At 46.3% G+C, this 26,421-nt stretch carries 21 protein-coding genes; 3 read left to right on the forward strand and 18 right to left on the reverse strand.

The features are described 5' to 3' along the window. Positions 1-95: 95 nt before the first annotated feature. Positions 96-467, forward strand: coding sequence for a hypothetical protein (locus tag NH399_RS03265; protein WP_253036994.1), 372 nt, complete (start codon positions 96-98; stop codon positions 465-467). On the opposite strand, the gene NH399_RS03270 is transcribed toward NH399_RS03265, so the two are convergent. Next, positions 457-1,545, reverse strand: a complete 1,089-nt coding sequence (locus tag NH399_RS03270; RefSeq protein ID WP_253036995.1) for a GGDEF domain-containing protein — start codon at positions 1,543-1,545, stop codon at positions 457-459. The genes NH399_RS03265 and NH399_RS03270 overlap by 11 nt on opposite strands. Before the next feature lie 456 nt (positions 1,546-2,001). On the opposite strand from NH399_RS03270, the gene NH399_RS03275 reads away from it, so the two are divergent. Both NH399_RS03275 and NH399_RS03280 read left to right on the forward strand, forming a co-directional pair. After that, positions 2,002-2,403 carry a hypothetical protein gene (locus NH399_RS03275; protein ID WP_253036996.1) on the forward strand — a complete coding sequence of 134 codons (402 nt, stop codon included), beginning with the start codon at positions 2,002-2,004 and terminating at the stop codon, positions 2,401-2,403. Further along, positions 2,400-2,705 carry a helix-turn-helix transcriptional regulator gene (locus tag NH399_RS03280; protein ID WP_253036997.1) on the forward strand — a complete coding sequence of 102 codons (306 nt, stop codon included), beginning with the start codon at positions 2,400-2,402 and terminating at the stop codon, positions 2,703-2,705. The genes NH399_RS03275 and NH399_RS03280 overlap by 4 nt, the downstream gene beginning before the upstream one ends. 80 nt (positions 2,706-2,785) lie before the next feature. On the opposite strand, the gene NH399_RS03285 is transcribed toward NH399_RS03280, so the two are convergent. Genes NH399_RS03285 through NH399_RS03365 form a run of 17 tightly spaced genes read right to left on the reverse strand, consistent with a single transcriptional unit; the run spans position 2,786 to position 26,412 of the window. Then, positions 2,786-6,667: a hypothetical protein gene (locus NH399_RS03285; protein WP_253036998.1), complete on the reverse strand. Its 3,882-nt coding sequence runs from the start codon at positions 6,665-6,667 to the stop codon at positions 2,786-2,788. A 17-nt stretch (positions 6,668-6,684) separates the two neighbouring features. Then, entirely contained in the window at positions 6,685-8,790 is a 2,106-nt protein-coding gene (locus tag NH399_RS03290; protein WP_253036999.1) for an ATP-binding protein, read from the reverse strand. Positions 8,791-8,807: 17 nt separating this feature from the next. Then, positions 8,808-10,343, reverse strand: coding sequence for a hypothetical protein (locus NH399_RS03295; RefSeq protein ID WP_253037000.1), 1,536 nt, complete (start codon positions 10,341-10,343; stop codon positions 8,808-8,810). Between the two features lie 34 nt (positions 10,344-10,377). Continuing rightward, complete coding sequence (locus tag NH399_RS03300) at positions 10,378-11,661, reverse strand: hypothetical protein (RefSeq protein WP_253037001.1); 1,284 nt, start codon at positions 11,659-11,661, stop codon at positions 10,378-10,380. Next, entirely contained in the window at positions 11,648-14,311 is a 2,664-nt protein-coding gene (locus tag NH399_RS03305) for a hypothetical protein (RefSeq protein ID WP_253037002.1), read from the reverse strand. The genes NH399_RS03300 and NH399_RS03305 overlap by 14 nt, the downstream gene beginning before the upstream one ends. Positions 14,312-14,351: 40 nt before the next feature. Then, entirely contained in the window at positions 14,352-16,466 is a 2,115-nt protein-coding gene (locus tag NH399_RS03310) for a phage tail protein (RefSeq protein ID WP_253037003.1), read from the reverse strand. Beyond that, a complete protein-coding gene (locus NH399_RS03315) occupies positions 16,453-18,843 on the reverse strand; it encodes a putative baseplate assembly protein (protein WP_253037004.1) in 2,391 nt (796 codons plus the stop codon). Before NH399_RS03315 ends, NH399_RS03310 begins: the two co-directional genes overlap by 14 nt. 18 nt (positions 18,844-18,861) lie before the next feature. After that, a complete protein-coding gene (locus NH399_RS03320) occupies positions 18,862-19,251 on the reverse strand; it encodes a GPW/gp25 family protein (RefSeq protein WP_253037005.1) in 390 nt (129 codons plus the stop codon). After that, complete coding sequence (locus NH399_RS03325; RefSeq protein WP_253037006.1) at positions 19,251-19,685, reverse strand: PAAR-like domain-containing protein; 435 nt, start codon at positions 19,683-19,685, stop codon at positions 19,251-19,253. Before NH399_RS03325 ends, NH399_RS03320 begins: the two co-directional genes overlap by 1 nt. After that, a complete protein-coding gene (locus NH399_RS03330; RefSeq protein WP_253037007.1) occupies positions 19,685-20,662 on the reverse strand; it encodes a hypothetical protein in 978 nt (325 codons plus the stop codon). The genes NH399_RS03325 and NH399_RS03330 overlap by 1 nt, the downstream gene beginning before the upstream one ends. 36 nt (positions 20,663-20,698) lie before the next feature. Next, positions 20,699-21,208: a phage baseplate assembly protein V gene (locus NH399_RS03335; RefSeq protein WP_253037008.1), complete on the reverse strand. Its 510-nt coding sequence runs from the start codon at positions 21,206-21,208 to the stop codon at positions 20,699-20,701. Further along, positions 21,205-22,371, reverse strand: coding sequence for a phage late control D family protein (locus NH399_RS03340; protein WP_253037009.1), 1,167 nt, complete (start codon positions 22,369-22,371; stop codon positions 21,205-21,207). The genes NH399_RS03335 and NH399_RS03340 overlap by 4 nt, the downstream gene beginning before the upstream one ends. Before the next feature lie 4 nt (positions 22,372-22,375). Next, the gene (locus tag NH399_RS03345; protein WP_253037010.1) at positions 22,376-23,110 is read right to left on the reverse strand and encodes a LysM peptidoglycan-binding domain-containing protein; all 735 of its coding nucleotides are present in this window, start codon (positions 23,108-23,110) and stop codon (positions 22,376-22,378) included. Next, the gene (locus tag NH399_RS03350) at positions 23,107-23,322 is read right to left on the reverse strand and encodes a hypothetical protein (RefSeq protein ID WP_253037011.1); all 216 of its coding nucleotides are present in this window, start codon (positions 23,320-23,322) and stop codon (positions 23,107-23,109) included. The genes NH399_RS03345 and NH399_RS03350 overlap by 4 nt, the downstream gene beginning before the upstream one ends. 11 nt (positions 23,323-23,333) lie before the next feature. Continuing rightward, positions 23,334-23,837 (reverse strand): phage tail protein, encoded by a 504-nt coding sequence (locus NH399_RS03355; RefSeq protein WP_253037012.1) that lies wholly within the window; start codon positions 23,835-23,837, stop codon positions 23,334-23,336. A 1-nt stretch (position 23,838) separates the two neighbouring features. After that, positions 23,839-25,974 (reverse strand): phage tail sheath C-terminal domain-containing protein, encoded by a 2,136-nt coding sequence (locus tag NH399_RS03360; protein ID WP_253037013.1) that lies wholly within the window; start codon positions 25,972-25,974, stop codon positions 23,839-23,841. Between the two features lie 6 nt (positions 25,975-25,980). After that, positions 25,981-26,412: a phage tail protein gene (locus tag NH399_RS03365; protein WP_253037014.1), complete on the reverse strand. Its 432-nt coding sequence runs from the start codon at positions 26,410-26,412 to the stop codon at positions 25,981-25,983. Positions 26,413-26,421 lie beyond the last annotated feature (9 nt).

Below are 26,421 nucleotides of genomic sequence, written 5' to 3' on the forward strand. Positions count from 1 at the left end.
AAACAAAAGTTAACACTCTGTAAAAACTGCCCGCTTTTAAAACGACTCCGGGCTCGTTAGTATTAAAGAACGAACAAAACAGTGAGAAGAACTTTATGAGTGGGTCTCGAGCAGCACTACTACTCTGTTTATTGCTTCCTTCTGTGGCCTTTGCCTCTGACTACACAGGCTTTTTGCCCCTTGTATACACTTTTCTTGTGGTAGGAATATCCAGCGCGATTCATTTGGTGTTGATTCTTGTTTTCTCACTTAGAAAGAAATATCACCGTACTCGATTCTTGAAAATACATATCTTATTTATAGCGCTTCCTCCTGCATTAGGGATACTGTGGTCACTCAATGACTACAAAACAGAATCGGATTTGTATTATTTACTGCTTGGGAATGCCATCGGGCTGAGTATTATTTTGATTCCAATCCTGGTACATTTGGCGCAAGCTAAGAAGGACGAATCAGCTAAGGAATAACGTAATTATTTTTGCCACTGCGTTTGGCTTCGTACATATATTGATCAGCCATTTTTTTAAGAGCGGTAGACTCTTTCGCATGATCAGGAAATAACGAACCACCAATACTGATGCCCACCGCCAACTCTTGCTCATTAAAGCGAATCGGCTTACTGACTTCAATAATAAGACGTGTGCACAAGGCAATAACATGTTCAACTTCATCAACCTTGCTCACAATCACAATAAACTCATCTCCACCGATACGACAAGCGGTATCGCTATCTCGCACCGACGATAGTATGCGACTGGCAGTAATCTGAAGCACCTTGTCACCAGCGTCGTGACCAAAATTATCATTGATGGACTTAAATTCATCTAAATCCAGATACAACAATGCTGTCTTGTGACCGCCTCTTCGAGCTGCGCTCAATGCCATCTCTAACCGATCACTGGCAAGTTTGAGGGTCGGTAATCCGGTTAAGGGATCGTGGTTGGCTTGATGTTCTATTTGCTTTTTTTGGTCTTCGATCTCAACCAACAAAGCTGCCGTCTGACGTCGTTGATTAAGTACCACCCCAATAATTAACACTCCGATAAGGGCCGTTCCAAAATAACTGTTAATCCACGACGAATAACTAGAAAAATACTGACTACTGCCTCCTGCAATATCAACTCCCTGAGCAACAAAACGGTACATACTGATCAAAAACACCAGAGTAAGCACGAGTGAAATAATAACGGACATCCTGCGATTCAAGAAAAACAGACTGATGGTCAGGCTAAACACCGCCCACGACAATCCATTGCCTAAGATCCCATAATTCGTCAACCCAACAACAGACACCCCGGAGGTTAAAAAGACCAGTAACAGACTTTTCACCTGTGCAGACAGCTGTCCGCGTAGCCAATAAACGACGGCAATAAATGAAAGCCCTAACAAATGAAAGGTATATGCCTGTAGCCACCCTGTATGCAATGCACGGCTAATGGATATAGGCACGCCGATCATGCCCAAGACGAGAAAACCCGTTATAAGCAAATCAATCGATTGAGACTTAAGGACATCCAGTCGGTTTCTTACGCTTTTACTCTTCATTGACCGAATCAGAGAGCTCGTCTGTACTCAAAGTATAGCTTATCTCGGTACGTTATTTTGGGTTGGGCAAATCGATAGGAACTCGCGGGGTGTCTGGTTATTTGAGAGTTCTGACGCCTCGACATTTTCGGGGTGTCTGTTTATTCGTTCTGGAGTTCTGATGTCTCAGCTTTTGCGGGGTGTCTGCTTGTTCGTGCACAGGGTGTCTGATTATTTGAGGGTCCTGACGCCTCAACATTTGTGGGGTGTCTGATTATTTCGCCATCACTTGATGAGGCTTGTGCTTATCTTGATATGCCAGTAAACTATTTCCTTTCAAATCAGTTAGTTACTGATAGGTGTCATACTCGTGTCTTATGCAGTTTTTGCGCTATGTCGTAGGCGTGACGTAGTAAAAGCTGGCTGTGGCGTCAAAATATCACCTAACTTCAATCAACAACAAGATGGGTTTGACTTATGACAACCAACAACTACTTACCTTCTATTGACGGGATCTGGGTTCACTTAGAGGATGGTGAAAATCCAGTCGATATTTATGTTTCTAATTTCTTTTGGCGCCAGGCTGTCTTTGTTAAAAACAACAAAATTTCACAGCGAACGGCGTTGAGTAAACATCGGTTTCAATTCGGTGGTGCAAGTTACGAGGTGAAGTTTAAATACACAACAATGACTGAGGGCGAGTGTCAGTTGTATAAGAATGGCGAATTAATAGACGCCGATAACTTTGCTTTATGCACTCAAGAAACGGCCTCGGATTTTAAGAAGCTGATTGTCTTTCATGCCATTTTCGCAATGGGACTGGGCGTATTGGCACTAAGCCTGATGAAAGGCTTATCCAACTTTATGATATCCCTATGAAACTCGATACCCAGAAAATCAAGGCACAGCGACAGGAAAGAGGATGGACTCAGCAACATTTAGCCGATGTTGTCGGAGTCAGCCTCCGTACCATTCAGCGGATAGAGAAAACTGGAGCAACCTCAATGGAAACGGTATCGGCTTTGGTCTCGGTGTTGGAACTTGAGCGAGAAGAATTACTTGCAGAATCAAAACCCGAACCCGCTAGCAAGCAGATTTCGGAGCCGCTGCTCAAAGCCGCCATTTTCGCCTTAGGCATACTCCTAGGTGTTATGTTCACCTACTACCTGATGAAGGGTTAAGCCTTATCAGACAGTCTGCTCTCAGATTTAGACATCGTTAGATAGACAGGCTGTCTGCTCAGCAGTAAGTGGCGAGCTGATTAAGGTCTGAGGCGCGCAATTTTTAGATCAAAATTACGCTTGTCAGACAAATATAAGTTATTGAGCCGAGTTAGCTGTCCTTTATCGGTACCATTATATCCAGCAGCTCCCGCACCATAGGCAGCCCGTAAAGCATCAACCGCCGAATCTCCAACAAAGGTAAACTCTTTCAGTTTTGCCCTGATGGCAGCCCAACTCACGCCAGCTGCCAATCGACTAGCAATGCGCGAGCGTAAGCTACTATCAATAAACACAGGGCCGGAGCCACCGACAGGAACAATGGTTGCCGCAAGATCTTGCGATCGAGCTGTTGGTGCCACAACCGCCGAGGTTCCTCTTCTATCACGACCTGCCCTCAGATCCGTTTGCACATCAAAGTTATCATCTCGGTCAAATGTTGGCGTACCGGCTGGTGCGCTCGGAATACGATAGCGCGAATGAATATCGACCTTTATTTCTTCGCCCTTTCTGCGGCCATTCATGTAACGTTGGTAAGCATGACACTGAAAGGTTGCATTAACATAGTTCTGACGTTTTTTACTCACCGGGGTCGAAGGGTTGGTCAGTACGCGGTCCCCACTTGGTGCAATGACTTTCACTTTGTAATAAACCCATAAGCGTTGCGTATTGACCCAATCTTTTACGCGCGTTTCCACTGTTGTTTTGTGCAGCTCGTTGGCTTCGGCAGTAATTGGAAATAAATTAACATCTCGAGCAGGCCCACCCACCTGTGCATTGAGCAAGTGACCTCGAATGTACTTTTGATTATTGTTACGTCCAGGATCTGTTTCGAGTTTATTCATTAAAGTGGACTGTTTGCCACTGGTAGAGTCCGAGCCTACGGGGTGATCAGGTCCCAGCCAATTTGCCGTCATTTCGACTCCTACCGGTGAACCGCCCAAATTGGTACTGCGATGAACGATATTCGTGGTTTTTCCGGCAATCCCTGTACCCGAAGCTTTAACATCGGGCAATGTGGCCCTTAAATTTGGATTAATGGACAAATTCACTTTATAGCCGCTTCCCTCTGGCACCAGACTGATATCCGTTAGGCGAAAACGCCGCTGAATGCGCCCATAGTAATCATCAAGTTGGTCATAACCTCTAGGTGATTGAGCTGCCGCCAGATCCAGAACTTGTTTAGCGGCTCTCAAGTCAGCGCGCTTTTGATCTGCAGTGCGGGGTGTCGGCACAGGCGGTTCATCGAGCATGCGTAAGGTGATTGAAGCAGGATGTCTTGGCTGATCGCTGTTTGGAACCTCGCTGGCGCTGGCTGTCGGATCGCCAGGCTGTCTGCGGTTTTGTTGAGCATTGGGCGAACCAGGCTGTCCGCTACCTTGAGCGCCAGGCTGTCGGTTAGTGCCAGGGCTAGCACCAGGGGCTCCGCGACGGTTAGGGCTGTTTGCCGTGTTACCCTGTGCTCGGCCTCCTCCGCGATTACTTGAGCCAGGTCGCGCGCCTTGCTGACCACGTGCGGCACCAGGCGGAGGTGGTGGACGTCGACCTGGTCGTTGTGGCGCTCGCTCTGGGGGTGCGGCCTGAGGATCGGCCTGTGGTGGCCGCGCGGCCTGTTGTTGCTGGCTAGCAGGAGGTGATTGTTGACGCCCTTCTCCCTGACGGCGACCACGCCATTGTCCACGCTGTTGTTGCATGGCTTGTCGCCCTCCGGCAGGAGCCGGATCATCTTTTGGCATCGCATCCTGAATCATGCTGTCAATGCCAGGCATATCGCCCGTTTCCATAGTGACTTCAGGTGTTTCGCCACTGCCTAATACATACCGTTGCAACTGGAATTGAACCGCTAGATTTGGGCCGATATTCCAGGTTTTTTCTGCGAGATTCCAGGTGTTTTCCCACACCGTGACCCAGAAAGCTTCGACTTCGGCCCAGGCATTAAGCCCAAGTTTGAAACGCGCTCCCGCAGCCATAGTTGCCGTACCAGAAATCGCCCAGTCGCCATTGTCGTATTCCAACAAAGGCCGCACCGATACCGCACCATAAATACCCGCCGTGGCAACCCCTTCGATACCGCCCGTCAAAGATCCCAAAACCACGTCCAAACCTAAGCCAGCACCAAATGCTACATAGCCTTCGGCAAACGCAGGAATAAACAACTCACCGGTAAATTCGAGATCCGGCCCTTCGGGATCGCCAATAGTGTAAGTGCCCGTGACAGAAATATCGCGGAATTGACCAGGACCAATCCCCGCGCGAACCCCTGCCCGCATTCGAATGACGGCTACCAAAATCGCCCACAATGGAATATTTTGACTGTGACGGAACAGCTCTCTCTCGACTCGACGCTCGGGGAATAACTCTATTGGCGCAACATCGATGCGCATATTCAGAGTGACCTGACCTTCAGGACTGATCTCGGCGCCTACTGTTCCGGTGATGTTGTCAGACAACTGCATTGTCAGCTGTCCACCACCGTATACGTTCAAACCCCCTTCTTCATTTTGCCGTACACCGACGGTGACCGATCCACTTAAACGACCATTGTCCGCTTCAAAAGAAAACGTGGTTTCGCCCGACCACAAGTTATTTTTGTATTCGATATGAACGTTTCCGGACACCCCTTGCAGAACTTCGGTGTTAATGGGAACGTCGCCTTCACCTTCCAGTTCGCCATTAACCAACGCCACACGAAAACGCGCGCCTTGCAATCCGGGAATCGCCAGATCCACTTCTGCCGCGATAGACGTATTACCTTCAGCATCCATGGAGGCACTAAAAGTACCTTCTCCGACTGGACCTAAGGCAGCCACCATACTGCCAGAAAACCCAAGTCGCCCTTCATTATCAATGGTTCCAGTAATGCTGCCAGATCGAATGGGTAAGGTTTCAGGGAAATCACTGGAGTTAACGGTAATCGATCCGCTGAATTGATTGTTCCGATAACCAATGGTGCCAGACACATCGGACAAAGCAGATAAAGAACTATTGAAGGTTCCATTACCACTCAAACGGCCATTGGCGATATTGGCCGAAACCGAACCATTGGCAAAATCTTTATAGTCAAAGGTAACCGCTTCTAATCCACCAGAGATATCACGATTCACCGCGCGCAGATTAACAGTACCCGAAGTCAACGACAAACCGGGTATGCGAGGGTTAAGTCGAGTAACAGGAATCGCTACGGTGGTGGTTAAATTATTCTCTTCTAATGCCAGCGTGCCCGTCACACCTTCTAACAAGGAGTGAGTTAAATTAACGTTACCTTCGCCAGTCACATCACCGCTTTCAGAAAACCTGACCGTAAAACTACCATCAGCCAGATCAGGATAAGTCATGTTGGCTGTAAAACTGCCCGAAAAGTTACCGCCACGAATCGACACATTACCCTCGCCAGTAATGGTCATGTTAGAGCCACGAGGCCTCATGGTGTTGGTACGAATATTTAAAGTACCTGCCAACTGTTTGTCTTCAGTAAAAGCCAGCTCTGTAATGCGCGGATTATTTAACGCAGGAAAATCTAAATCGATATTACGCGCATTACGCAAACTTCTTACTTCACCTTCTGCGTTAATGTTAATAGTAAATTCATTTTCTTCGACTTTTGGCAACGTCAGTTCGGCAGTCAGTCGGCCTCCAGGTCTGCGTCCTTGATCCTTACGAAACGATTTAAACTTAACACCAGGAATGGTCAGGTTTTCATTTTCAAGATCGGCGGTTCTGCGATTAAATAATCGTGCCGCGATATGAATACCATTGCCTAACTGAATTTTATAACTGCCATCTTCCTGTAATCCCATCACCGCCTGGTTGCCTGCCTCGCCATCAGCAGTTGGAGCAGCATTATTCGGCTCAGGTGCCCGATTAGGTGTCGGAGGAGCCGTTGTATTATTCGGTGCGTCTTGCGCCCGTGCGGGTTCAGTCATTGGCGCCTCTCACTCGACTATGCATCCATAAGCACATCGTAATAATCTCCAAGCAATGTACGTTTGATGGGACGCTTAAGCTTTCGATACTCACGTATCGCAGCAAGCAACAGATGCTTCATAGACACTGCAGCTTGTTGCTCTTTGGCCTGATAACAAGCGGCGATCAAACAATTGCGAATGTGGCCACCTGACAACACAAAACGCTGGGCTAAAAAATCAAAATCAATGTCTTCGTCGCGTTCAATTAACAACAAGTTAATACGCTGCCAGATCTGACGTCTTTCATCTTCACCAGGCATAGGGAAAGTAATAATATGTTCTAGACGACGAGAAAAGGCATCATCAATATTATCAGCAAAGTTGGTCGCGATGATGGTGCAGCCTGGGTGCTCTTCTATCTTTTGTAAAAGATAACTGACTTCAATATTGGCGTAGCGATCATGAGCATCTTTAACTTCACTGCGCTTACCAAACAATGCATCGCCTTCATCAAAAAACAAAATAGCGCGACTACACGCGGCAGCAGTAAAAATACGGTCCAGATTTTTTTCGGTTTCGCCAATGTATTTACTGACCACCCGAGATAAGTCAATTTTAAACAGATCCAGCCCTAACTCATTGGCCAACACACTGGCAGCCATGGTTTTTCCTGTACCTGATGCGCCAGAAAAAAGCGCACTCACACTGGGCGCAGCGCCAAGAACTTGATCCATGGCTGATTGTTGAATGAATTGAAAGCTGTAGCGCACATCCCGTTGAAATGACTGTAACTCATCCGCAACGTTATCCGATACAATAAGATCTGACCATCGAAACGCTGTAGAAACATGTTTCGCCAGTTTGGCAATGGGTGCCGCAGCCATGCTTCGACAAAGTTGCCAGATTTGTTCGCAAGAAACCGCTGTTTGCTGCCACTTAAGCTGCAAAGCCAATTGCTGGCAGACTTTTTCGATATCACTGCTCGTTAATTGAAACTGTTGTACTAAATTCGACAGACTTTCATCAGTGTCTTCAAGCTCAAAATAAACCGCTGGCAGTTTTTCATTCCATAAAACCAGTTGCTGATCCGTCGATAAGGGTGTCCAGCTTAAGGACAATGCAGCAAACTTTATTGGTTGAACATCTGCAGAATGTAGCATCACCCAACCCTGCTGTTGCTGCATCCAATCATACTCAGCATCAACGACCTCTCCCTGCCATACCACAACAGGCAAAGCGTCATTTAGCCAGGCATCTCGCAACATTCGAGAAAACTTTTGAGAATCAACGGGGGTTGATAGCGCCAGAGAGTAAACCGGCATTTGTAAGGCATCGGACAATACTTGCAAACTATGCTCAGTGTCATTGCAAGCAATGGACACCACAGGCCATTGCGCGATGGTTGCATGAGTTTGATGCAGCTTTAGCAAAGGAGCTACGACATCTTCGTATTCCACATCAAGGTGCGCTTCTGTTGATTCGGGTAATCGCCAACGAAGTTGCTCTGCCAGGCATTCATCTGGCAAAGGATGACCCGACAAAAAACTTCGAACACCATCCTCACAGTTTAAGTTTTGCATTAAACGATTTGAGTCTTGTCCTTCAAAACTGACCAAAGGCACTCGTCTTAAAGGTTCCTGATGCGATAAGATTGCATGCCAATCCGTTGCCGCCATCCACTCAGGAAACAACTGTTGGCACAAAGCTAATGAAGCCTGTTTCTTCTGTACATCATCGTGCAGATAAGCAAAAACTTTACGTAACCTTGGCTCAATTTCTGGAAGAAACACCAATAACAGAAGAAAGCTTTCACTCGGCATCAAATCATAAAGCGCTTCTATACGTTGAAGTTTCAATCCTGATGTTGCTGCTTTTCTTTGTTCTATTTGCAACCAAAGGCGGGTTAATTTATCGCTATCAGGTGCATGACCATCACCAATCTGTTCTTGTAAAAACTCGTTAACTTCTTCGTCAGAAACGTATAAGCCACCAAACCCTTCACGGAAGTCTTCTCCTCGACTGCAACGAATGCGCTCAACCTCAACAATGAGTCGTAACTTTAACCACTGGATACAATCTTGATAGTATTCATGATCCGATGCATAGTGTGCGACAGCGGTTAATTTGGCGGGTTGGTTCATTAAAATAGACTCCTACACTACGACTTCCACTGAATAAGCCATTCACGATCCAACCAAGCCGGTAAGCGCGGTTGCTCATTGAATAAAACGGACAAAGAAACCACCACCGACAGCGGCATTTTTTCGATTCGGCAGCATAAAGTTTTCGGGCTAATTTCAACCTCTGCAGAGTAATCAATAAAGTGTTGAAACAATCCTTCTTCGCTGGTGCTTTCGAATCCATTTAAGTATTGAGCAAACACGGCTAACACGGCGGTTGTCAGCGCTTCCGATATCGGCTTGTCAGTGTCAGTCTCTATATTTTCGAAACGACAAAAGGTTTCAAAAGCTGCCGAAGACAATACTCGACGAGCGATCACCTGCCCCTCTTCCCACAAGACGTTACCTAAACACAGTGAACGCAGTCCGTTGTCAGAGTAAGCCAAAGGTCGCAACTCTGATGGGACGGCCTGGCAACACATCATCCATAAAAAAGGACCATCAAAGCTCGCAGCCAGTGGATGGCGCATCAACGCTGCCAATACCAGACTCAAACCGCCAAAACGTAACTCTACTCGAGGTTTATCGCTGGTCAATTTTTGTTGGCTGTCAGCCGAATAGACATGGCTAAGTGCTTGGTGAGATCGCAAAAGCACTTGCGCCTGTTGCAGTAGATAATGGAATGTCTCTTTTCGTTCTTGCTGCTGCCGACTCATTTCATACAACAAGCGAACCTGGCTGTCTTTTACGACTATCGCATCAGATTGCATAAGTTCTTGCAAACACTCTGCATTCTCTTCGCGAATGGCCCAGCGAATGATCACTAGCCAGGACCACAGAGTATTCCATTCATCATCGGTCAAAGCGCGGCCTTTTTGTTGCCATAGCTGCAGTGCCAGCACTAACAGCCAATGAGAAGATTGAAATGGCCACAATGCCGATAACATCCGCCCTGATTGTTCACTTATTTCAGCAAGATCCAAGGGTGCTAACAATGACAGTTGCGGATTCGAGGGCGCGCCTAGCGCATACAGAAGCCGTTGGCTTTCATCAGGCGCAAAGCTTTGCAATAATCGAATGGATAGACCTTCTTGTTGAAGCTGTTGAAAGACCTGAGGAAGCAAAGACGCTTTATGTTCTAACCGTTGCAATATGTTTTCGTTAACGCTGAGTTGCGACTTGAACCAGGGCTGATAAGGCCAGTCGACCGCACGGCGGTGTGTCAAAAGATGCTTAATATATTGGGTTAAAAAATCGACTTCGGATTGATAGCGACGAATGTTATCCGATTGATGCACCTGCAAGCTCGCTAAAATAGCATCGACAATCGCATCTGCCCACCGATCAATATCGGCCTGCATTAATCCATTACGAGTTTTAATAAGCAACTTAATATTAACGGACTGAATACAGAGGTAACCAATATTAGGATGAATGACCTGTTCCAGTTTATTGCTTAGAGCATAAGGCAGCTGATGAGTTGCCCAGTGATCAACGCCCGAACGAATACGAGTAACTTGATCCGCATGCGGTGTTAACACTTTTAAATGATGGTGATCCAGTACCAGCTGCATACCTTCTCCGCCTATAAATTACCAATAAAACAACTCACCCCATCGTTGGGGAGAAAACCCGACCTCTAATCGTATCAATCAAAGCTTTAGCTCGTGTTTCTTCAAAAGCAAAATTTTCTACCAGCTCACTTTCACTCAAGGTTGCAGCCCCAGCCATACTGTAGATATCAGCGGCTTCGAGGGCCACTTTTTCTTCTTCATTCAAAATTTCAATATCATCAATCGAAACGGAGTCATGATGCTCAACATCAATGGCCTCTACAAACACTGGCAGCTCTTTCTCCCGTTTCATTTTTTCTTTGGCTTCTTCCAACAAGTCGTCAACCAATGCTTCTTTGTTAGCTCCCAGAACCTCGATCAAAACATCACGATCAGCCTTATAAATAGCATCAGCGTTAGCTAACTCGGCTTCTTTCAGCTTTTTCTTCTGAGGGTTGGTTAATACCGAAAATTCTTCGACGGCCTTCTTTTTCCCTTTGGAGCTATCATATTTATAAACATCCAATGGACGCGACTTCTTTTTCTTTTCCGGTTGTTTAGGAGAATACCCTTGATAAAGTTCATCAATGGCATCGGTCATGCAAGTTACATAATCCAACAAGATTGGATAAGGTACTAGCTGATGACGATCCGTTACTAAATCAATACTGTGTATACCTTGTCGGCTAAAATAAATAGTCGCCAGGATCACTGTGTCTGAATGAGGGTGCTGAGGATGTACAAAGTCAAGTTGTTGACACGGAAAAATTCGATGGGTTTGAAAAGTGCGCTTCATTTTTCCAGAACATTCTCGGTGAGTTTTTTCATAAGGTTTTTCACACAAGAAATCCAGCTCAACACCGTAACAGTAACCGCTAATCCCATAATCCGTATCATGGCTATGACAGCGATCTGGCGCAGCGGCTTCTCGTCTTTCTTCCAACGCCTTGTACTTAGCCACCAGGTATCCACGACAAAGATACTTTTCTTGATAGTCATCGTCATAGTCGTCATCAAGAGAACAAGCGTCGGGCTGCCCTAAACAATGAAACGCTTTTTCACGAATATCAAACTCGACAGTTCCATCCAGTAAAACAGGATTGCCAAGAGGTGTCTTACCATAGCCTTCATAAACGGTCACTGTCCATGATTCATTCTTTTTGCTATGAGTCACACCTCCGCCACAAACCATACCCCAGCCAGTAAAAAACTGAGTATCCATCACTCGCACGCGATCTTGAAAGCGTTGTTCTTCCGTCAGATGCTTTGCGCGAATGGATTGTCGTTCAAAATACTCGGGGCGTTTGATATACCCCTTTTCTTTATCACTCTTGGCCACGAGAGAATCCTCCGCGTGAGGCATAAGTTCTCACACCATCACTCAAGTCGGGACGTCCAACATAAAACCATGAATAAAATTGATTACCTAATCGTCCGTTACCAGAACGATAATCTTTCTGCTTGGAGATCAAACCTTCACGGTGATTGGCATCAATAATGTGTCCCTCTTCCGTTAGAATAAAGTCACCATGAAGCGTAAAGCGCACCAGCATTTCGAACTGGAAGTCATTATTCAAATCTAACATGGGCTTGAAAATAATGGCATTAGGCCCATCATCATCTGAAACTTCATTCACATTGATAATACGATTTTGATCATCAATGTCGCCCTCTTCAACGATTGCCGGGAACCATTGAATACGAGAAGGACCAATCAAAGAGGCATAACCACCGCCGTTAGAACCGAACACTTCAAATCGTGCATCAAAAAACGGGGCTCGAGCAGAGCGGGATAAAAGTTTCGTTTGAATCTTTTGATCAAAAGCTACGACAAGTCCCATCTCTTTTAACAATCCATCATAGTCCAGCACACTGTCGAGAAGATAATCGTCATGAACCCAGCTCACCGCTCGAATATGACCGACATCAGGATCATTTAACGGGCCAGGATCACCTTTGGCTCCCTTGGCACCTTTATCGCCTTTGTCACCTTTATCTCCCTTTTCGCCGGGAATACCCTGTTCACCTTGAACACCATCTTCGCCGTCTTCTCCATCGACACCAGCCGGACCGATTTCTCCTCGAGGTCCAGGGACACCGCTGGTTAGTCCCTGTTCGATTAGACAGTGAATGACATCGCGCAATTGTTGAGCGCTGGGGACGATATTGCGCACTTTAATGTTATCGATAAAGTTAATTTCATCGGCGCTTTGTCCCACGACTTCATCGACCATCGGCAACTCAGGATCATAGTCTTCCATCAATGCCAAATAAACAAAGTCGTCTTCTTCGGTGCACACTTTGCAACCGTCTAAAGTCTTATAAAAAAGCGCTTCGCAATCTTCTTCTTGAATATTAATGATGGCAAGCAAGCCACGATCGGGCTCTAACTCTGGATTGTCGTCGTAGGCCAACACAAACAATAATTGTCCACGGTGGCTGAGCTGTCCTTCAAAGCCTTCACCGCTAATACGCAAACTGTTGTTAAGCGCTTCTTCTGACGGGCTACCAATTGGCGCTTCAATGGCCAGATGTAAATCAATGGTTTTAAGATTACCCTGCTCAGACAGTGCTAACTCTTCGGTCTCACCATTATCAATCACATAAGCCCAACGTTCGTTCGCCGATATGGTCAGTGATACTGGTTGTCCAGGCCAGGTAACACCGCCGCCCTGCTGCACCAGTTGTTCTTCATGGCGGTCAAATTGATAGGCGCGAATGTATCCTTGTGTTTTGTCGCGAGATAATACATAAACCATTTCGCCATCGCTGCTAATGGCAACGTCGATGATTAACTCTTCATCGTCAAGATCATCCAGCTTAATACGCGCTGCATCAGGGTCCACACTGCCCGAAAACAAGCTGCTCACGCTGGTTAAGAAAAACTCGGTAGCCGCCTCTTTATTTTGTAGAACAAAGAAAATAAAGCTGCCATCGGGAGTAATTTTCATCTGCGCCGAGATACGTTCGCTCTCATCACCGACAAAAGGTTCATTCAATAAAACCGAGGCGGTAGGAGCTGGCTCGCCTGCCTCTTCTTTTATCCAGTTTTTAATGTCACTACCAGGAAACGCATAAACCGTTGCATTTTCTTGTGACAGCGCAAACAAAGAATCATCCACCCGAGACAATGCAAGCTGTGTTGCCGCTTCCATTTTTAACTGATGGCTGGGTGTGCCTACCGTACGAATGGTTTCTTCTTCGAAGAACCAGATTTGCGGTTGCTCATCTTCAAAAGTAGAAACCAGAATGTAATCGGCCAGGGTGGTTGCTTTCACATCACGAGGGTTGTCGCCAACGTCAACAGCGGTCACCAAGTCATGATTATCATCTCGATAAACAAACAGTTTACTGGTGGTGCCTTCGTTAGCATTAGCCAACAAATAATAACGTTGGTGTAAGTGATCAGCAAGAAACGCTTGTGGACGTTGCTGACTCAAGGCAATGCTGTGATTCCAATCTAGTTTCGCTTGCGTCGGTGCCAGAGCAGGCTCAATGTCGCTATCGTCACGTGAAGCAATAACGACTTCATACTGCTCTTTAATACGGTTAGCCGCGCTGTCTTCATCAGCACAAAAACAATCCGTTAGCATAAGCGGCACATGCTCTGCTTCGGTCTCACAATAACGTAAGCCAATGATGATAGAGTCAATCGACTCTTCATTTTTGAGTTGTTCTTCAACCCAGGCTTGTACATCGATGCGTATATTTTCTGGCACAATGATTTCTTGCCCGCAACAATCGATGGCCAAACCAGCTTCAAGCACCACGTACTTGGTGCGACATCCTTCATTAGGATGCTGAGTGACCTTTAACCCGCATACTGCACCGGAACCATGTAAGGTTTGGTTATGCAAACGATTCTTTTTGATAAAGTAATGCTGTTCAGTGGTAAAGTCGCGTTCTTCCATTAACTTTCCATCGAAATAGTTATTTCGAACGGGTTCGTCGATACCACAACCGATACAATCTTTAGTTCCACGAGTCATTGTTATCTTTCCTTAAAGTTAACAACAGAGCCCATCACTTCTAACAACGATCGTTATGAAATGAAGTAATCGGACTCCTGGTTAAAACCGTACTAACTCCCAATTCGTTGTCATTCAGTATTGCCTCCTGACGTCGACCAATGATCATGTCGACACCAATCCGAGACTGACAACCAACGACCACTTGAGAGTCAAAAAACTCAATCTTAAACTGGGTATGCGCAGGCTTTTGAGCATTGACCAACTGATAAAAACGCTCTTTGTTTTCATCGCTTGTCGCTAACGCTTGTGGCAGCAACAAAGTAAAACGATGAGCTTTATCAGCACTTAATTCTGACAGTGAATATTTTTTGCCTGCTAATGCGAGCTCTACACCCGCCGATAAAAATCGCTCAAATGCAAAATGCTCAATAATCTGAGGATGAGGTTCTGCTAAGCCGGTATACCAACGCAGCAACCGTTTAAGACCTTTCATGGTGCCGCGCTGTCGGTAAAACTCCATGAGCTGGCTGATGATTTCGCGCTTCTGCTCCACTGAGGTTTGTGGAAAAAAATCCCAATTAAACCAGCTTGCCAACCAGTTAAGAAAATCTTCGTCAGGAACCGTAAAGGGCGATAAATAACGCGCAAAGTGATCGGCCTGATACCCTAGCTGGTCAAACACCACATCAAAATAACTCAGCAGTCGATCCAGAAAATGTTTACTTTCTTTATCCTGATGATAAACCGGTGGTAACCACTGCAAAGACGATTGCCGCGGCCCCTCGATATTCACCGCATCAATGTGTGTTGAGGTATACCCATCACCATAAAACTCGATGGATAAATACAAATAACGCCCAGGTAAACTTTGAATCAATACCTGCGGCTCACTGTTAGCATCCAGTCGTATAGCAGTTGACCATGGCTGCTGAAAGTCACCAATAATTTCGTTATCCGATAACAATCGATCAGAGGTCTTGGTTTGAATAACCAACGAGGTATTGGTTAAGACCTGTGTTTGCAATAGCAATCGATCCCAATGGAACTGATCCGAATCAGACTCAATGGGCGGACTGATCAAGCGACGAGACTTCTTGATACGAATACGCTTAGGGGCCGCAACAATGGCAATACGCGAGGCACTTAGAGAAGCCCCCTGCCCCTGAGTGATAACAATAAATCCTTTTCGATCAATGCCTGACGCTTCTAACCAGGCAGCGGCACAACCGGGATTTTTCAGATTCGGCTGATACAACTCGCCATTTTGCAAAACTAATGCAGGCACAGTGCTTCTGGCATCACCCAACTCAGCCAGATTGGCAATCGGCTTGATGTCATGAACTCGCCAAAAAGAAGATTGCCAACGCCAATCATCAAGACACCAGACCTTTGCGTCCGCATGCAACGTCATGGATGCCATATCAATAGGAACGGCTTCGCCATGGCGCAATAACAAAATGCGACCATCTTCAAGGGCTGTTAAGGCATCGGCATGACCAATATGATGACGCGGCAATTCAATGGCCTGACGCTGTTGAAATGCGGCATCGATTCGTACCAAACGAGCATCGGTATTTTCTTCGGCTGTATCTAATGGGTTGAGCGCAACAATATAACTATGAAGGCTTCCCTGAGTAACAGCGACGGGATAACCATCGCAAAACTGCGCGATGTGTTTTACCTGTAAGGTCGGCCATTGAAACCAGATGACCTGTTGCTTACCGGCATCACACACAACTAACTCATTTTTTGAGCTGAACATCAAATCCATTGGCTGTTGTAGCGCATAGGGAGAGTCTTCATCCAATCCCTCGGTTTGCCATAAGGGACGCCACACCGGCGCTTTATTTTTAAACGCGGGAGAATAACAAACAATGGTTTTGTGGCTACGGTCAATAGCAAACACAATGCCGTTTTGAATATGGGCAACGCCCTTTGGCGTTGTTAACCCACCAAAACTGCCACTGACCTCGGTGATCGCCAGCGCTTGTTGGTTCTTATCTTTAAGCTCTAATTCACCATCATAGTCAGCCAACAAGACGGGGTCACCATCAATCCACTCACGCCAACCAACGGCCTCTGTAGTTCCTGGTGCAGTAAAATCGTAACCCGCCGTAACTCGGTGATAGAAAGGTTTTCGATAAGTAAAAGGCAGTGGGTTATCGATACTCATAACTCACCTTTATATTCATCACATCGCGGCTCAAGTGCACGAGTTGTTCCGCTTCTATTTCTATTCGGTCATCGTTATTGGTGGTGCCTTCAATGGCCACCGATAAATCGAATGCTCGAGAAACGCCATCAACATCTAACATTTCGCAGAACACATCCGATAAATAAATATCTTCTCCAAAAGGCCAGCCTTTACCTTCTCGCCCACCGATAACAGGATGGAAAAACGTTAGTAGACGTTGTTTGACCGCATCGGATACGGTTTTTAAATCGTATTCAGAATGAACTTTGATGCTGACTTTAAAGTCAGTCACGGCAACATATTGTGGTCCGGCGACATAAAGTTGTGTAGTGATCAAACGACGTTCATTTAAAAAGGCACAAACCGCTTTTATTTCTGCTTCGGAGGGCTGTGGCCGCGGTGTCGTTTTGTAAGGCAGTATCACTACCGTTACCGCGCCCGGTAAATCTTTATCAACGATTAGAGTGTCACCGTCTTTTTGTATTTTGACATTGGCTAAAGCGTAAGCCGAATGAATTGGCACTGATGGTGTATTAAGGGCCAGCTCCGAAAAGTCATCTGCGGTGACCGCACGATCTCGATGACGAATTTCATGAGCAGCTCGCAATTGGGTTTGTTTTGACGACTCCGTATCTTGTCCACCGATTGCAGGCAAAGGATTGGTGACGCTATCAACATATTTAATGGCGCGCTTGAGTTTGGTAATGGTGTGACTGCCGACGTTTGCAGCAACACCTCCCCCCACTTCCATCTTGCGCACAAAAATTTGATGACCCGCAGGTGGAATGGCACCAAAAATTCCATCTCCGAATTGTACAGACTGCGCAATGGGATCAAACACAAACATCTGTGACTCAGAATTTGTACCATAAAAATCATTTTGCCACTGCCAGGTTTGCTGCTCGTGTTTCGATGCCACGACCAGTTCAATCAGTGGTTGATTTTTATCACTGTCAAATAACAGCGGCGTACGCGGTAATGTAAAGGTTTGATTGGGGCGACCATTGCTCACGCCCAAACGTTGATCGTACCAGGTCTCGCGCGCTAACGCAGTGACAGTATTCAGGAATAATCCTTTAAACAAACGATTGGCGAAATCATTGGACTGAGGAGTGACTCGCAACCAAATCATTGGCGTTTCGGCGACCGAAGGCAACTCATACTCTTCACTTAAATCGACCCAGTCGGTTTTCGCACGAATAGCCGCAGTATCTAAGGTTACTCCGGCATTCGATAATATCGTTTCTAAAGTAGTACCGTTTTCGCAACAGGACTTAATGTCGTTGAGCAGATCAGCATCCGTAATCCCCATAGCTTCCCATTCTTCATCACTGATATCAGCAGCTTCAATGACCTGCTCATCAATATCATTTACCAGTTCGGCATGATTAGAAGGAGGCCGCAATGCCCCTATGGATTCCCATACATTGCGGGGCAATTGACTAAAACGGTATAGCGGAACATTGGCTGGCAACTCCAAGGATATGTGACCCGATTGCGCCAGTGTTAACCCTTCACCATCCGCAGCGATGGACTGCCAGTTGGCATCATCCAAGAACTGCTCTGGCGTCGTTGACGAAAAATACTCCCACTCAACTTGAGTCGCGGCCTGAGTTTGTTGATGAGGTAATAATGATGCTTCGGCATAAGGGCCGAGTATCATTTTTTCTTGATCACCGTCTTGATAGTAATCATAGATTTCTGCCGCCGACACCGTTAAATTCAATTCTCCGACGGGCCAGCGATCTTGCAGATAGTCTTCGGGCTTATCCACTTTCTGATGAGGTCTGAGTGCAATCCCCACAAACATGCCACGACGCTCACCATCCTGTAATAAAAACGGATAAAAAGGTGCTGTAACCGTAATCTCAGCTTCTTTGGCGTTGTACTCAGTGACTAATCGGTAATCATGCTGCTCGCTGTTGGGCACAATCACCGCACCGATAGCCGCGTTAACCGCACTGAGAGAACGAGAGGTCTCAAAAACAATGGGCGTCTCTAACTCAGGATCATCCACTTCAAGCTTGGAGCCTTGTGCAATGTTAACTATCAAGTCGGCATCTTTAGCGCCAAGATCTTTTTTCAACTTGAAGGCAACATCGGTCTCTGCTGCTGTTGCCAAATTGGGACGAACACCCAACAGCTCAACAAATTTTTCATAGTTTTTGTCGGGCAACTGATTAATCTGATACAGCAAGGTTTCTGTCATCCAGGCGTGTACCTTGACCAAGGTAATCCCCGGATCCGAATCGTTTAAGTTAGTCCACTCTGGCGTAAACTGAGGGATCAGATTTTTCGCCTCGTTGACCAGCTCTTCACTTGTTCTTAAATCCAGTTTTGGCGCTTCTTTAGCCATAGTCAGTCCCTGCTGTCTTTATTCATTCAAGTAAAAGGGATACACCAAATTGTGGTGCGTGTTGTTGCTACGTAAACGGTAGTCAACCTGGATAAACAGTTGGTTCGCATTTTCGACGGCACTGTCAACGCTCACCGATAACACATCAACTCTCGGTTCGAAACGAATTAATGATTGTCGAACCTCTTCACCAATCAGTGCTCGTGTGTTGGCATTATTTGGCGCAAATAAAAAGCGCGGTAAATCACAGCCAAAATCCGGCTCCATAACTCGGCTGTTTTTGGGCGTGCCGAGCAAAATAGCAATAGCCTCCTCCACTACTTGAGCGCCATCGACAAAAGACAAACTGCCTCGCGCATTCACGCGAACAGGAAACTTCCACCCTCTTCCAGTAAACTCTGGCATCATTAATCTCCTACCAAAACCGAGGGGTCAGACGCCAACACCATCCCCTTCGCATTGCCCGGCGCATCTTTTGCCGACGCATTTTGTTCTGTTGAATCCATAAAGCGGACGATCCCAGCACTCTGCGATCCGTATAAAACCGAGCCGCTAAACTGTGCGAAATAACACACTTTGTTTTTTGCGCCGCTGGTCACCCCGGAACTCGGGTCGGCAGGCTCCGCTCCAGAAGAACTGTCTACTGAAGAAATCTCCAACAAGACATGTTTGCCACCCACTAATAATTCTTTATTCGATTCATCACTGATGTCATTTGCGTCACCAAGCTGCGCAATATTGGGATAAGGAATAGGCACCGGTCCTGCAGGCGGAATGGTCGTTAAACAAATATCCGGAAAGGCAAAAGCAATATTATCGGCGGGTGCAATTGGCTTACCCATTAAGCACCTCCATCGAATTGAATTTTGAGTTCACGGTAGCGTTCAATAGGCAAGTCAGAACGCCAATAGCCACGCCAGGAAATATCGACATACCCGTTATCAGGAAACACTTCGAGCGTATCAATACTTACCGATACCGATTCTTTGCACCACCGACTGGCTTCATCTTTACCATGTCCACAATAGGTATAATAATGAACACGTGGTGCCGCCTCAGGCATTTGAAAGCGATAGGTGGTTAAATAGGTTTTAGCATCAACTTCTCGTTCTCGAGTCAATAGCACTTTGTCTGATTGAGTCAGTTTGTTGCGAATGCTGCGTACGATATGACGAGAAGTATTGCCCTGAAAATGTGCATTGGATGTGGTTAAACGCACTTCCGTAGCGATCATTGACTCACTGGGTTTGCGTGGACTTTTAAAACGCGGAAACCAGTTAATGGTATCCGGATTGGTGTCGCCTAAAATCCGTCGCAACCACAGCTGATTTTTTGCGTGAACTTCGTACTCATAACTGGATGTTGAGACACTAGATAGTCCGCCTAAAGACACATTTCTAAAACGTTTTACAATAATATCAGCGCTGCGTTTTACAATCGCCAGATCATGCTCCACATAAACAGGATCTTTTAGACCATCGCTGTCACTGTTAACATCATCAGCAAAATTTATCGTTGCGCTATTTCCATGAGCCTGCAACCTTGGCGCATTGGTTAGGTCACGAATCGCGTCTAATTGGTCATTATCGTCGGTCCAGATTTCACTGGCCGAAGGTAATTGATATCGTCCTTTTATGACAACGGTATAAAAAGGTTCCAGATCCGTTCCCAAATGACTGTTATGAGTGTAAGTGATGCGTTCAACATTTTCGTAACCCGTTTCGTCAGTCAAAGTATCCCCTACTTCGTTTTCAAAAGAAAACTGAGCAGGGAAAAACAATGCTTCAGAATGTTCGGGTAACTCAAATGTTTGTTTCATCGCCTTACCTCTTAATGTCCCTGATGTCTTTCTGCATCAGGGATTCATGTGGATCGGATTACCTTTTAAGGTTAATTGATCCGTCGCTTCAACCGTCACTTCTTTACCTTTTAAGGTCATGGTTTTGTCTGTTGAGACTTCAATACCGTCTTTATTCATAACAATGGTGTTTTCATTTTTATCAATAATGGTGATGTTCTCTTCACCTTCTGTGTCGTCAAATACCATCGTATGACCGGAGATGGTTTTGAGTGTTCTTTTTTCCATGGTTTCTTCGGGTGGCTTGTTGGTGCCGTTCCATAAAAAACCAATAATGTAAGGTCGGCTCATGTTGCCACTTTCAAATACCACGAGCGCTTCGTCATCGATTTCTGGTTGAAAAAACATACCAGCAGTAGAAGAAGCCATTGGTGTCGCTATGCGGGCCCAGTTACTGGTTGGTTCGCCATCCAGCAAGGTGTACTTCACTTTAATACGCCCCAACTTTTCTGGGTCTTCCAGATCTTTCACCAGACCAATAGTGACCCCTTCTAACTGCCGACTCACGGTACGACCCCTTTTAGTTCACAGGCAAACTTCACCGTATAGCCACCATTACCCATAGAGTGAGTAGACTGCTTAACCAAATACTCACCATCAAATCTCGGACCCATTCCAACAAGCTTTAATGTAGCTCCTGCACGAATTCTAGGATCACCAATGCAGGTGCCAGTTCCTGTAACCATGTCGCGCGCCAGATTGGTTAAAATGTCTCTTGCTCTTTGATTCGCCTCATCTTCACTTTCGAAAATTTCATTAACCACGGTTTCTAAGGTTTCACCGACAGCATTACCGATTTGGTCCCGTAGCTGGCTATCAGGTAGCTGAGGATCAATGTCATCCAGTGTGGCTTCGCCAGTGATTTGTCGAGACTCGCCGCTTTCGACAGGATTCCAACCTTTTACTACGACTTTTGATACCAGGTTTTTAATTTTTATTTGTGGCGAAAAGTCAATCAATGACTGCCCCCACTTAAGCTCAATGACTTCGCTGGTTTCTGCCCTAGGACCAAAGAAAAGTTTTTCTTGTTGGGTGTCTGGGTCAACCAATAATCGAATTTCATAATCGACCCGCTTCGCTAGCCGCCAAAGAAAAATAATCGGGTATTCATCGGCCATAATTAAATATTCCAGCGGCGCTTCATTCGCCTGATTGGGCGTTTCACTTTGAACATTCAATTCATCACGAGCGATGGTCGAAAAAATTTCGCTGGGTGTTTTGGGTTCTTCAAAAGCAATAGACTTTTTTTCTTTCTGAAACTTCACTAACTCTGAGATAGCACGATAACGAACGGTAGGAGTGCCACTGGATGGAAAAGACGGTGCCACTGAAACCACTCTGCCCGTCATCATAGTCGAAGGTTCTACGGACTCTCCGTAATATCCCATCTTGAGCGATAATAAAGTGCCAGGATCAAAGTTAGGTACGGGTTCGCCGTTTACCTGCCGCAACTGGCCACCCTCATCAAAAGGCGAACTGTACTTTACTTGTTGAGTAGCCGCGTCCCAATCGTTAAGTACAAACTCAAAGGTATCGAACCCCGTTACCGCTTCGGTATAAGTCACTTCCTGAACATCGCGTAAGGTCGTATTGCTCACCGCACTCCCTTCGAGATTGATCTCGAACATAGGAGCAAAGTGATAACGCTGTTCATAAATCGGAGTGCTCATTCAGTTACCTCAACGGCGGCAGTTCTAACTGCAAGCCAGGAGTCAGTTGCCGTACATTGCGAATACCATTGTGTTCGGCAATCGTGCGCCAGCGAGCGGGATCGCCGTATTTTTCGGCAGCGATGGAAGGCAAGTTATCGCCCTCTCTGACTGTATAAATTCGTGTATGGTCCGGAGAACGAAAATTAATAGCAGCGACTTGTTCGGCAACGCTGCGATACTCTTTTAATGCCATGGTAATAACGGCACGCACCGGTGTTCCAGTCGAAGTAAATAGCAGAAACTTTCTATCAACACTCAACACAACCGCATCAAATACATTGGCTTGCGCGGTGCCATCTTCAGCATTCGGTAAATAACCGATGTTTTTATCACCCCACGAAATGCGTACAATCGGCGGTGTGTGCATATCGCCATCAATTTTTACCAGTCCGTATAATGACTTGAACTTATCAACCACCGAAACCGCCGTTGCTCCCATACCACTGGAAGTCGTGTCAAACAACAACTCGATACCCACAGTCTCTGCATCACCACGCACAAACTGTAAAGGCGCAACGTCCAAACCTGGGATCGCAATATCGGCGTAATTTACACGTTTGGTAAACGCGAGTTCTTTGGGATTGTAATCAACAGAAACCGGATCGCCACGCATCGACTTGTCGATATTCAAGCGCTGAAACGTCAGCTTATGCGCGTTGCTTTGGTCGTCGGTATTTAGAGGGTTGCCCAGACTCAACGTAACCACTCCTGTCGATCAAATGCCTGTTGTTGAATGGCCTGGTCTTGTTCGCGCTGCTGTTGCACTTGCAACTTTTGCTCAACACGACGCATGACTTCCATCGTGATTCTTTCTAACTGCGCAGGCGTTAACAGTGCGTCTTCATCAATGACAGTGATCTCACTGGTCAGCGTACCCATTTGAATTTTTTGTCCTGACGAGTTAGTCATTTAAACCTCTCTTAAATCAAACTGGTTAACATTCCAGGGCTCAGTGTCAACTCAACTTTTTCGTGAGCGATCTCTAGAGACTCAACGGCAATGGCACTGGTCATGGCATTGAACTCAGGTCCGGTCCATTTGACAGGAATACCGTTGAAGAATGTCCATACTTTGATAGGAATACCTAAGTCATTGGCTAACACGATTAAACCGTTACGCGCAGCCCCCTCGCCTTTGATAAAATCTTGATGCCACAAATACAAGTCTTCCGACAAACCCACCCCACGTTTTAGTGTGATGTTGCTGTAGCTGGCTCGATCAGCAAATTTATGGACGCGATCATTCACACCTCCTTCGAGGTGTTCATAAATTCCAATACTGGCATCAAGTCCAGAAACTTCAGAAAAACCACCGAGAGCTAATCCTGCCAATCCGCTCAACAAAGCAGCGCCAACCGAATCGCCTTCGATCAAAGCAACACGGAAGTTATAACCCGGTAATGGATCAAGTCGTGGCAAATCCATCTTAGCTCACCTCCACGGTTGAACGATCAGCATTACGCTGATAAACCAACCAGATAAATTCATTAGGCTCGGTTGGTGCAATGCCTATTTCGGCAATCATTAAACCTTGATCTCGTGTAGCCTCAGTGTTGTTGGTTTCGTCACACACCACGGAAAAAGCCTGTTGCGGTGTATGACCCGCCAATGCTCCTTTACGCCACAAGTGCTGCATCAAACTGGTTAATTTGGTTCGCACGGCAATGCGTAATAAATCCGAGTTAGGCTCAAAGGTTACCCACTGCATACGTTGCTCGAGAAAACGAATAATAAACATCAGCAGCCGACTGCTGGTGATGTAACGCCATTCTCGCTCGAAAGATAATGTACGCGCTCCCATAAGATGAACATGCTCTCCTGGTTTAACCAGAAGTCCATTAATATTTGCTTCGTTTAAACGCTCGTGATCAATGTCGGTAATGCTATGTTTTAGTTGGCCATGTGTGACCAGCGGCAAATTAGCGCTGGAATAATGCAGCCCTTTATCCAGATCGGTTTGTGCTAATGCGCCCATCACTAATGCTGATGCGGGCTGCTCGCGGTCATCTTCGGCGTGACCGAATTTAAGCCAGGGGTAAATTAACGAGGCGTACTTTGACTCTAACTGAAAGCGCCAGTTAAGGACTTCGTCGAGTTTGTTAGCAATGGGCGGCGTATCCAAAAGAATGTAGTGATTGCGCAGCTTTTCGGCTTGCTCTATCAGTTGCAATTGCAAACGTAAAATATCTTCTTGATCAAAAGCCGGAGGCAAATCAATGGGCGTTAGGCCAAAGACTTCTTCTGTTAATCGACCAAAAGCTTCAATGGTGACAGAGAACTCTTCTAACTCATAAGCGGAAGACTCGATGCTAACCGTGGCATTACCGTCCGGTAAACCTTCGAGATAGAACTGACCAATCGCATCGGTTTTTGCTTCGAACATTAGCAGAGTGCCATCAGGCAGACTCGCCCGCAGAATAACTCTGGCAAAGGCAATGGACGATTGGTTTGCTTCGTTTAAGACACGCCCCTGCAAACGACCTCTGGCTTTGGGCAATAGGTGCTGACAAATGTTATTGTCAATAAAGCGAGGAATTTCTTCAGCTTGCAATGGTTGTTGATACACCAGATCTGGCGTCGCTAATAGAGCAATATTTCGTTCGTGTTCCACTTGAGCGATGCCGCGCTCAAAATCACTGACCAGAAGATCAGCCATGTTAAGCTGACCGCCTTCCAAAGTGTAGGTGTCGGCTAATGTGGCGAGCCAGTTCCAGTCATCCTCAATCACATCAGGCTCATTCAACGCAATAAAACGACTGTTCTGATTAATGAGTTCAACGAAATAACGAGAGTGTTGAGAATGCAATGCCAGACGTTCAAAAGATTCTATTTGCTGACGGCGGAAATACACGAGCGCTTGCATCTCTACTACAAAAACAGATTCGCCACTGCAATCTTTAGCTTCTAAAGCGGGTGGAAGTTTTTGCAAGGTGACTTGTTGACGAGCCGCATCTACCGCTACCACACGAACCCATTGAGGATCCGTATCGCTCATTGCATCATAGAGTTCGCTGATGTTGAGCAGACTCCCAGCTTCTATGCCTGCCACACTCGACAGTCGTGCACGCTTGAGTTGGGGTTCCCATTGCTGCACGACTAGTTTAGAAGGATGATTCAGTCGTAACTCGACCGCCAGATCATTGCCCCAAACACCAGGGCTTTGCAGACGATAAAAATGACGGGTGCCTGCCAGCTCAACTTCATCATACTTTCGCTGTGCATTTTTTTGCGCTTCTACACCTGGTCCTACAAAATAGGGAGCAGCAGCAAAGCAACGAAAATGGTGCCAGTCGACCTTAGCTGTTTGTGCGCTCCCCGCCACCACTCGAATGACATAAAGTACTTGCCCGCCATTATCAAAATAACTTTTGGCACTGGCCGTCAAGTAAGCCACTTTGTATTCGCCAAACACTTCGACAAACTCGGCATAGGAGTTCACTCGAGTCGCGACAAAAGCCGGACCTCTTTCGGCATAGCCAACCAGAGCGGCCTGATCGGTTCGAATATCAAACGACTCCGCCGCTGTGGTGGTGGCTTGTAGATAGACACCGGGAGCAGGCATCAGTGATTATCCTCCCAGTTCCAGACCTTCGTGAATAATCTCGATAGACTCTATCGCTGCCTCGTTGGTCGTGGCGTTTAATGATGGACCTTCCCATTTGGCTAGCCAGCCTTCTTTGAAGTTCCAGCGCATGACTTCTTTGCGTTGCTCATTCAACAAAACAATGGCTCCAGACTTGCGCAACGTATTGCCATCAATCGTTGTTTTACGCCACTGCCACAGCTCATCATTTTTGGTATAGCCGCGCTTCAATGTGATGTTCGTGTACTTTCTTAAACCCGGAAGTTTACGAATCGTATTGTCATCACTGCCCTCGCGATAATCGACGGCGTCGCTTTCGGTGGTGAGACCACCCACTTCAGTAAATCCGGCCACTGATAAGTCATCAATTTCTATTAGAAAATTATACTGGGCATAGGGATCGTTACGTTCTGCCATTTTCTATCT

Origin of the sequence: Pleionea sp. CnH1-48 (genome assembly GCF_024124665.1) — a bacterium.
GTDB lineage: Bacteria > Pseudomonadota > Gammaproteobacteria > Enterobacterales > Kangiellaceae > JAMXSB01.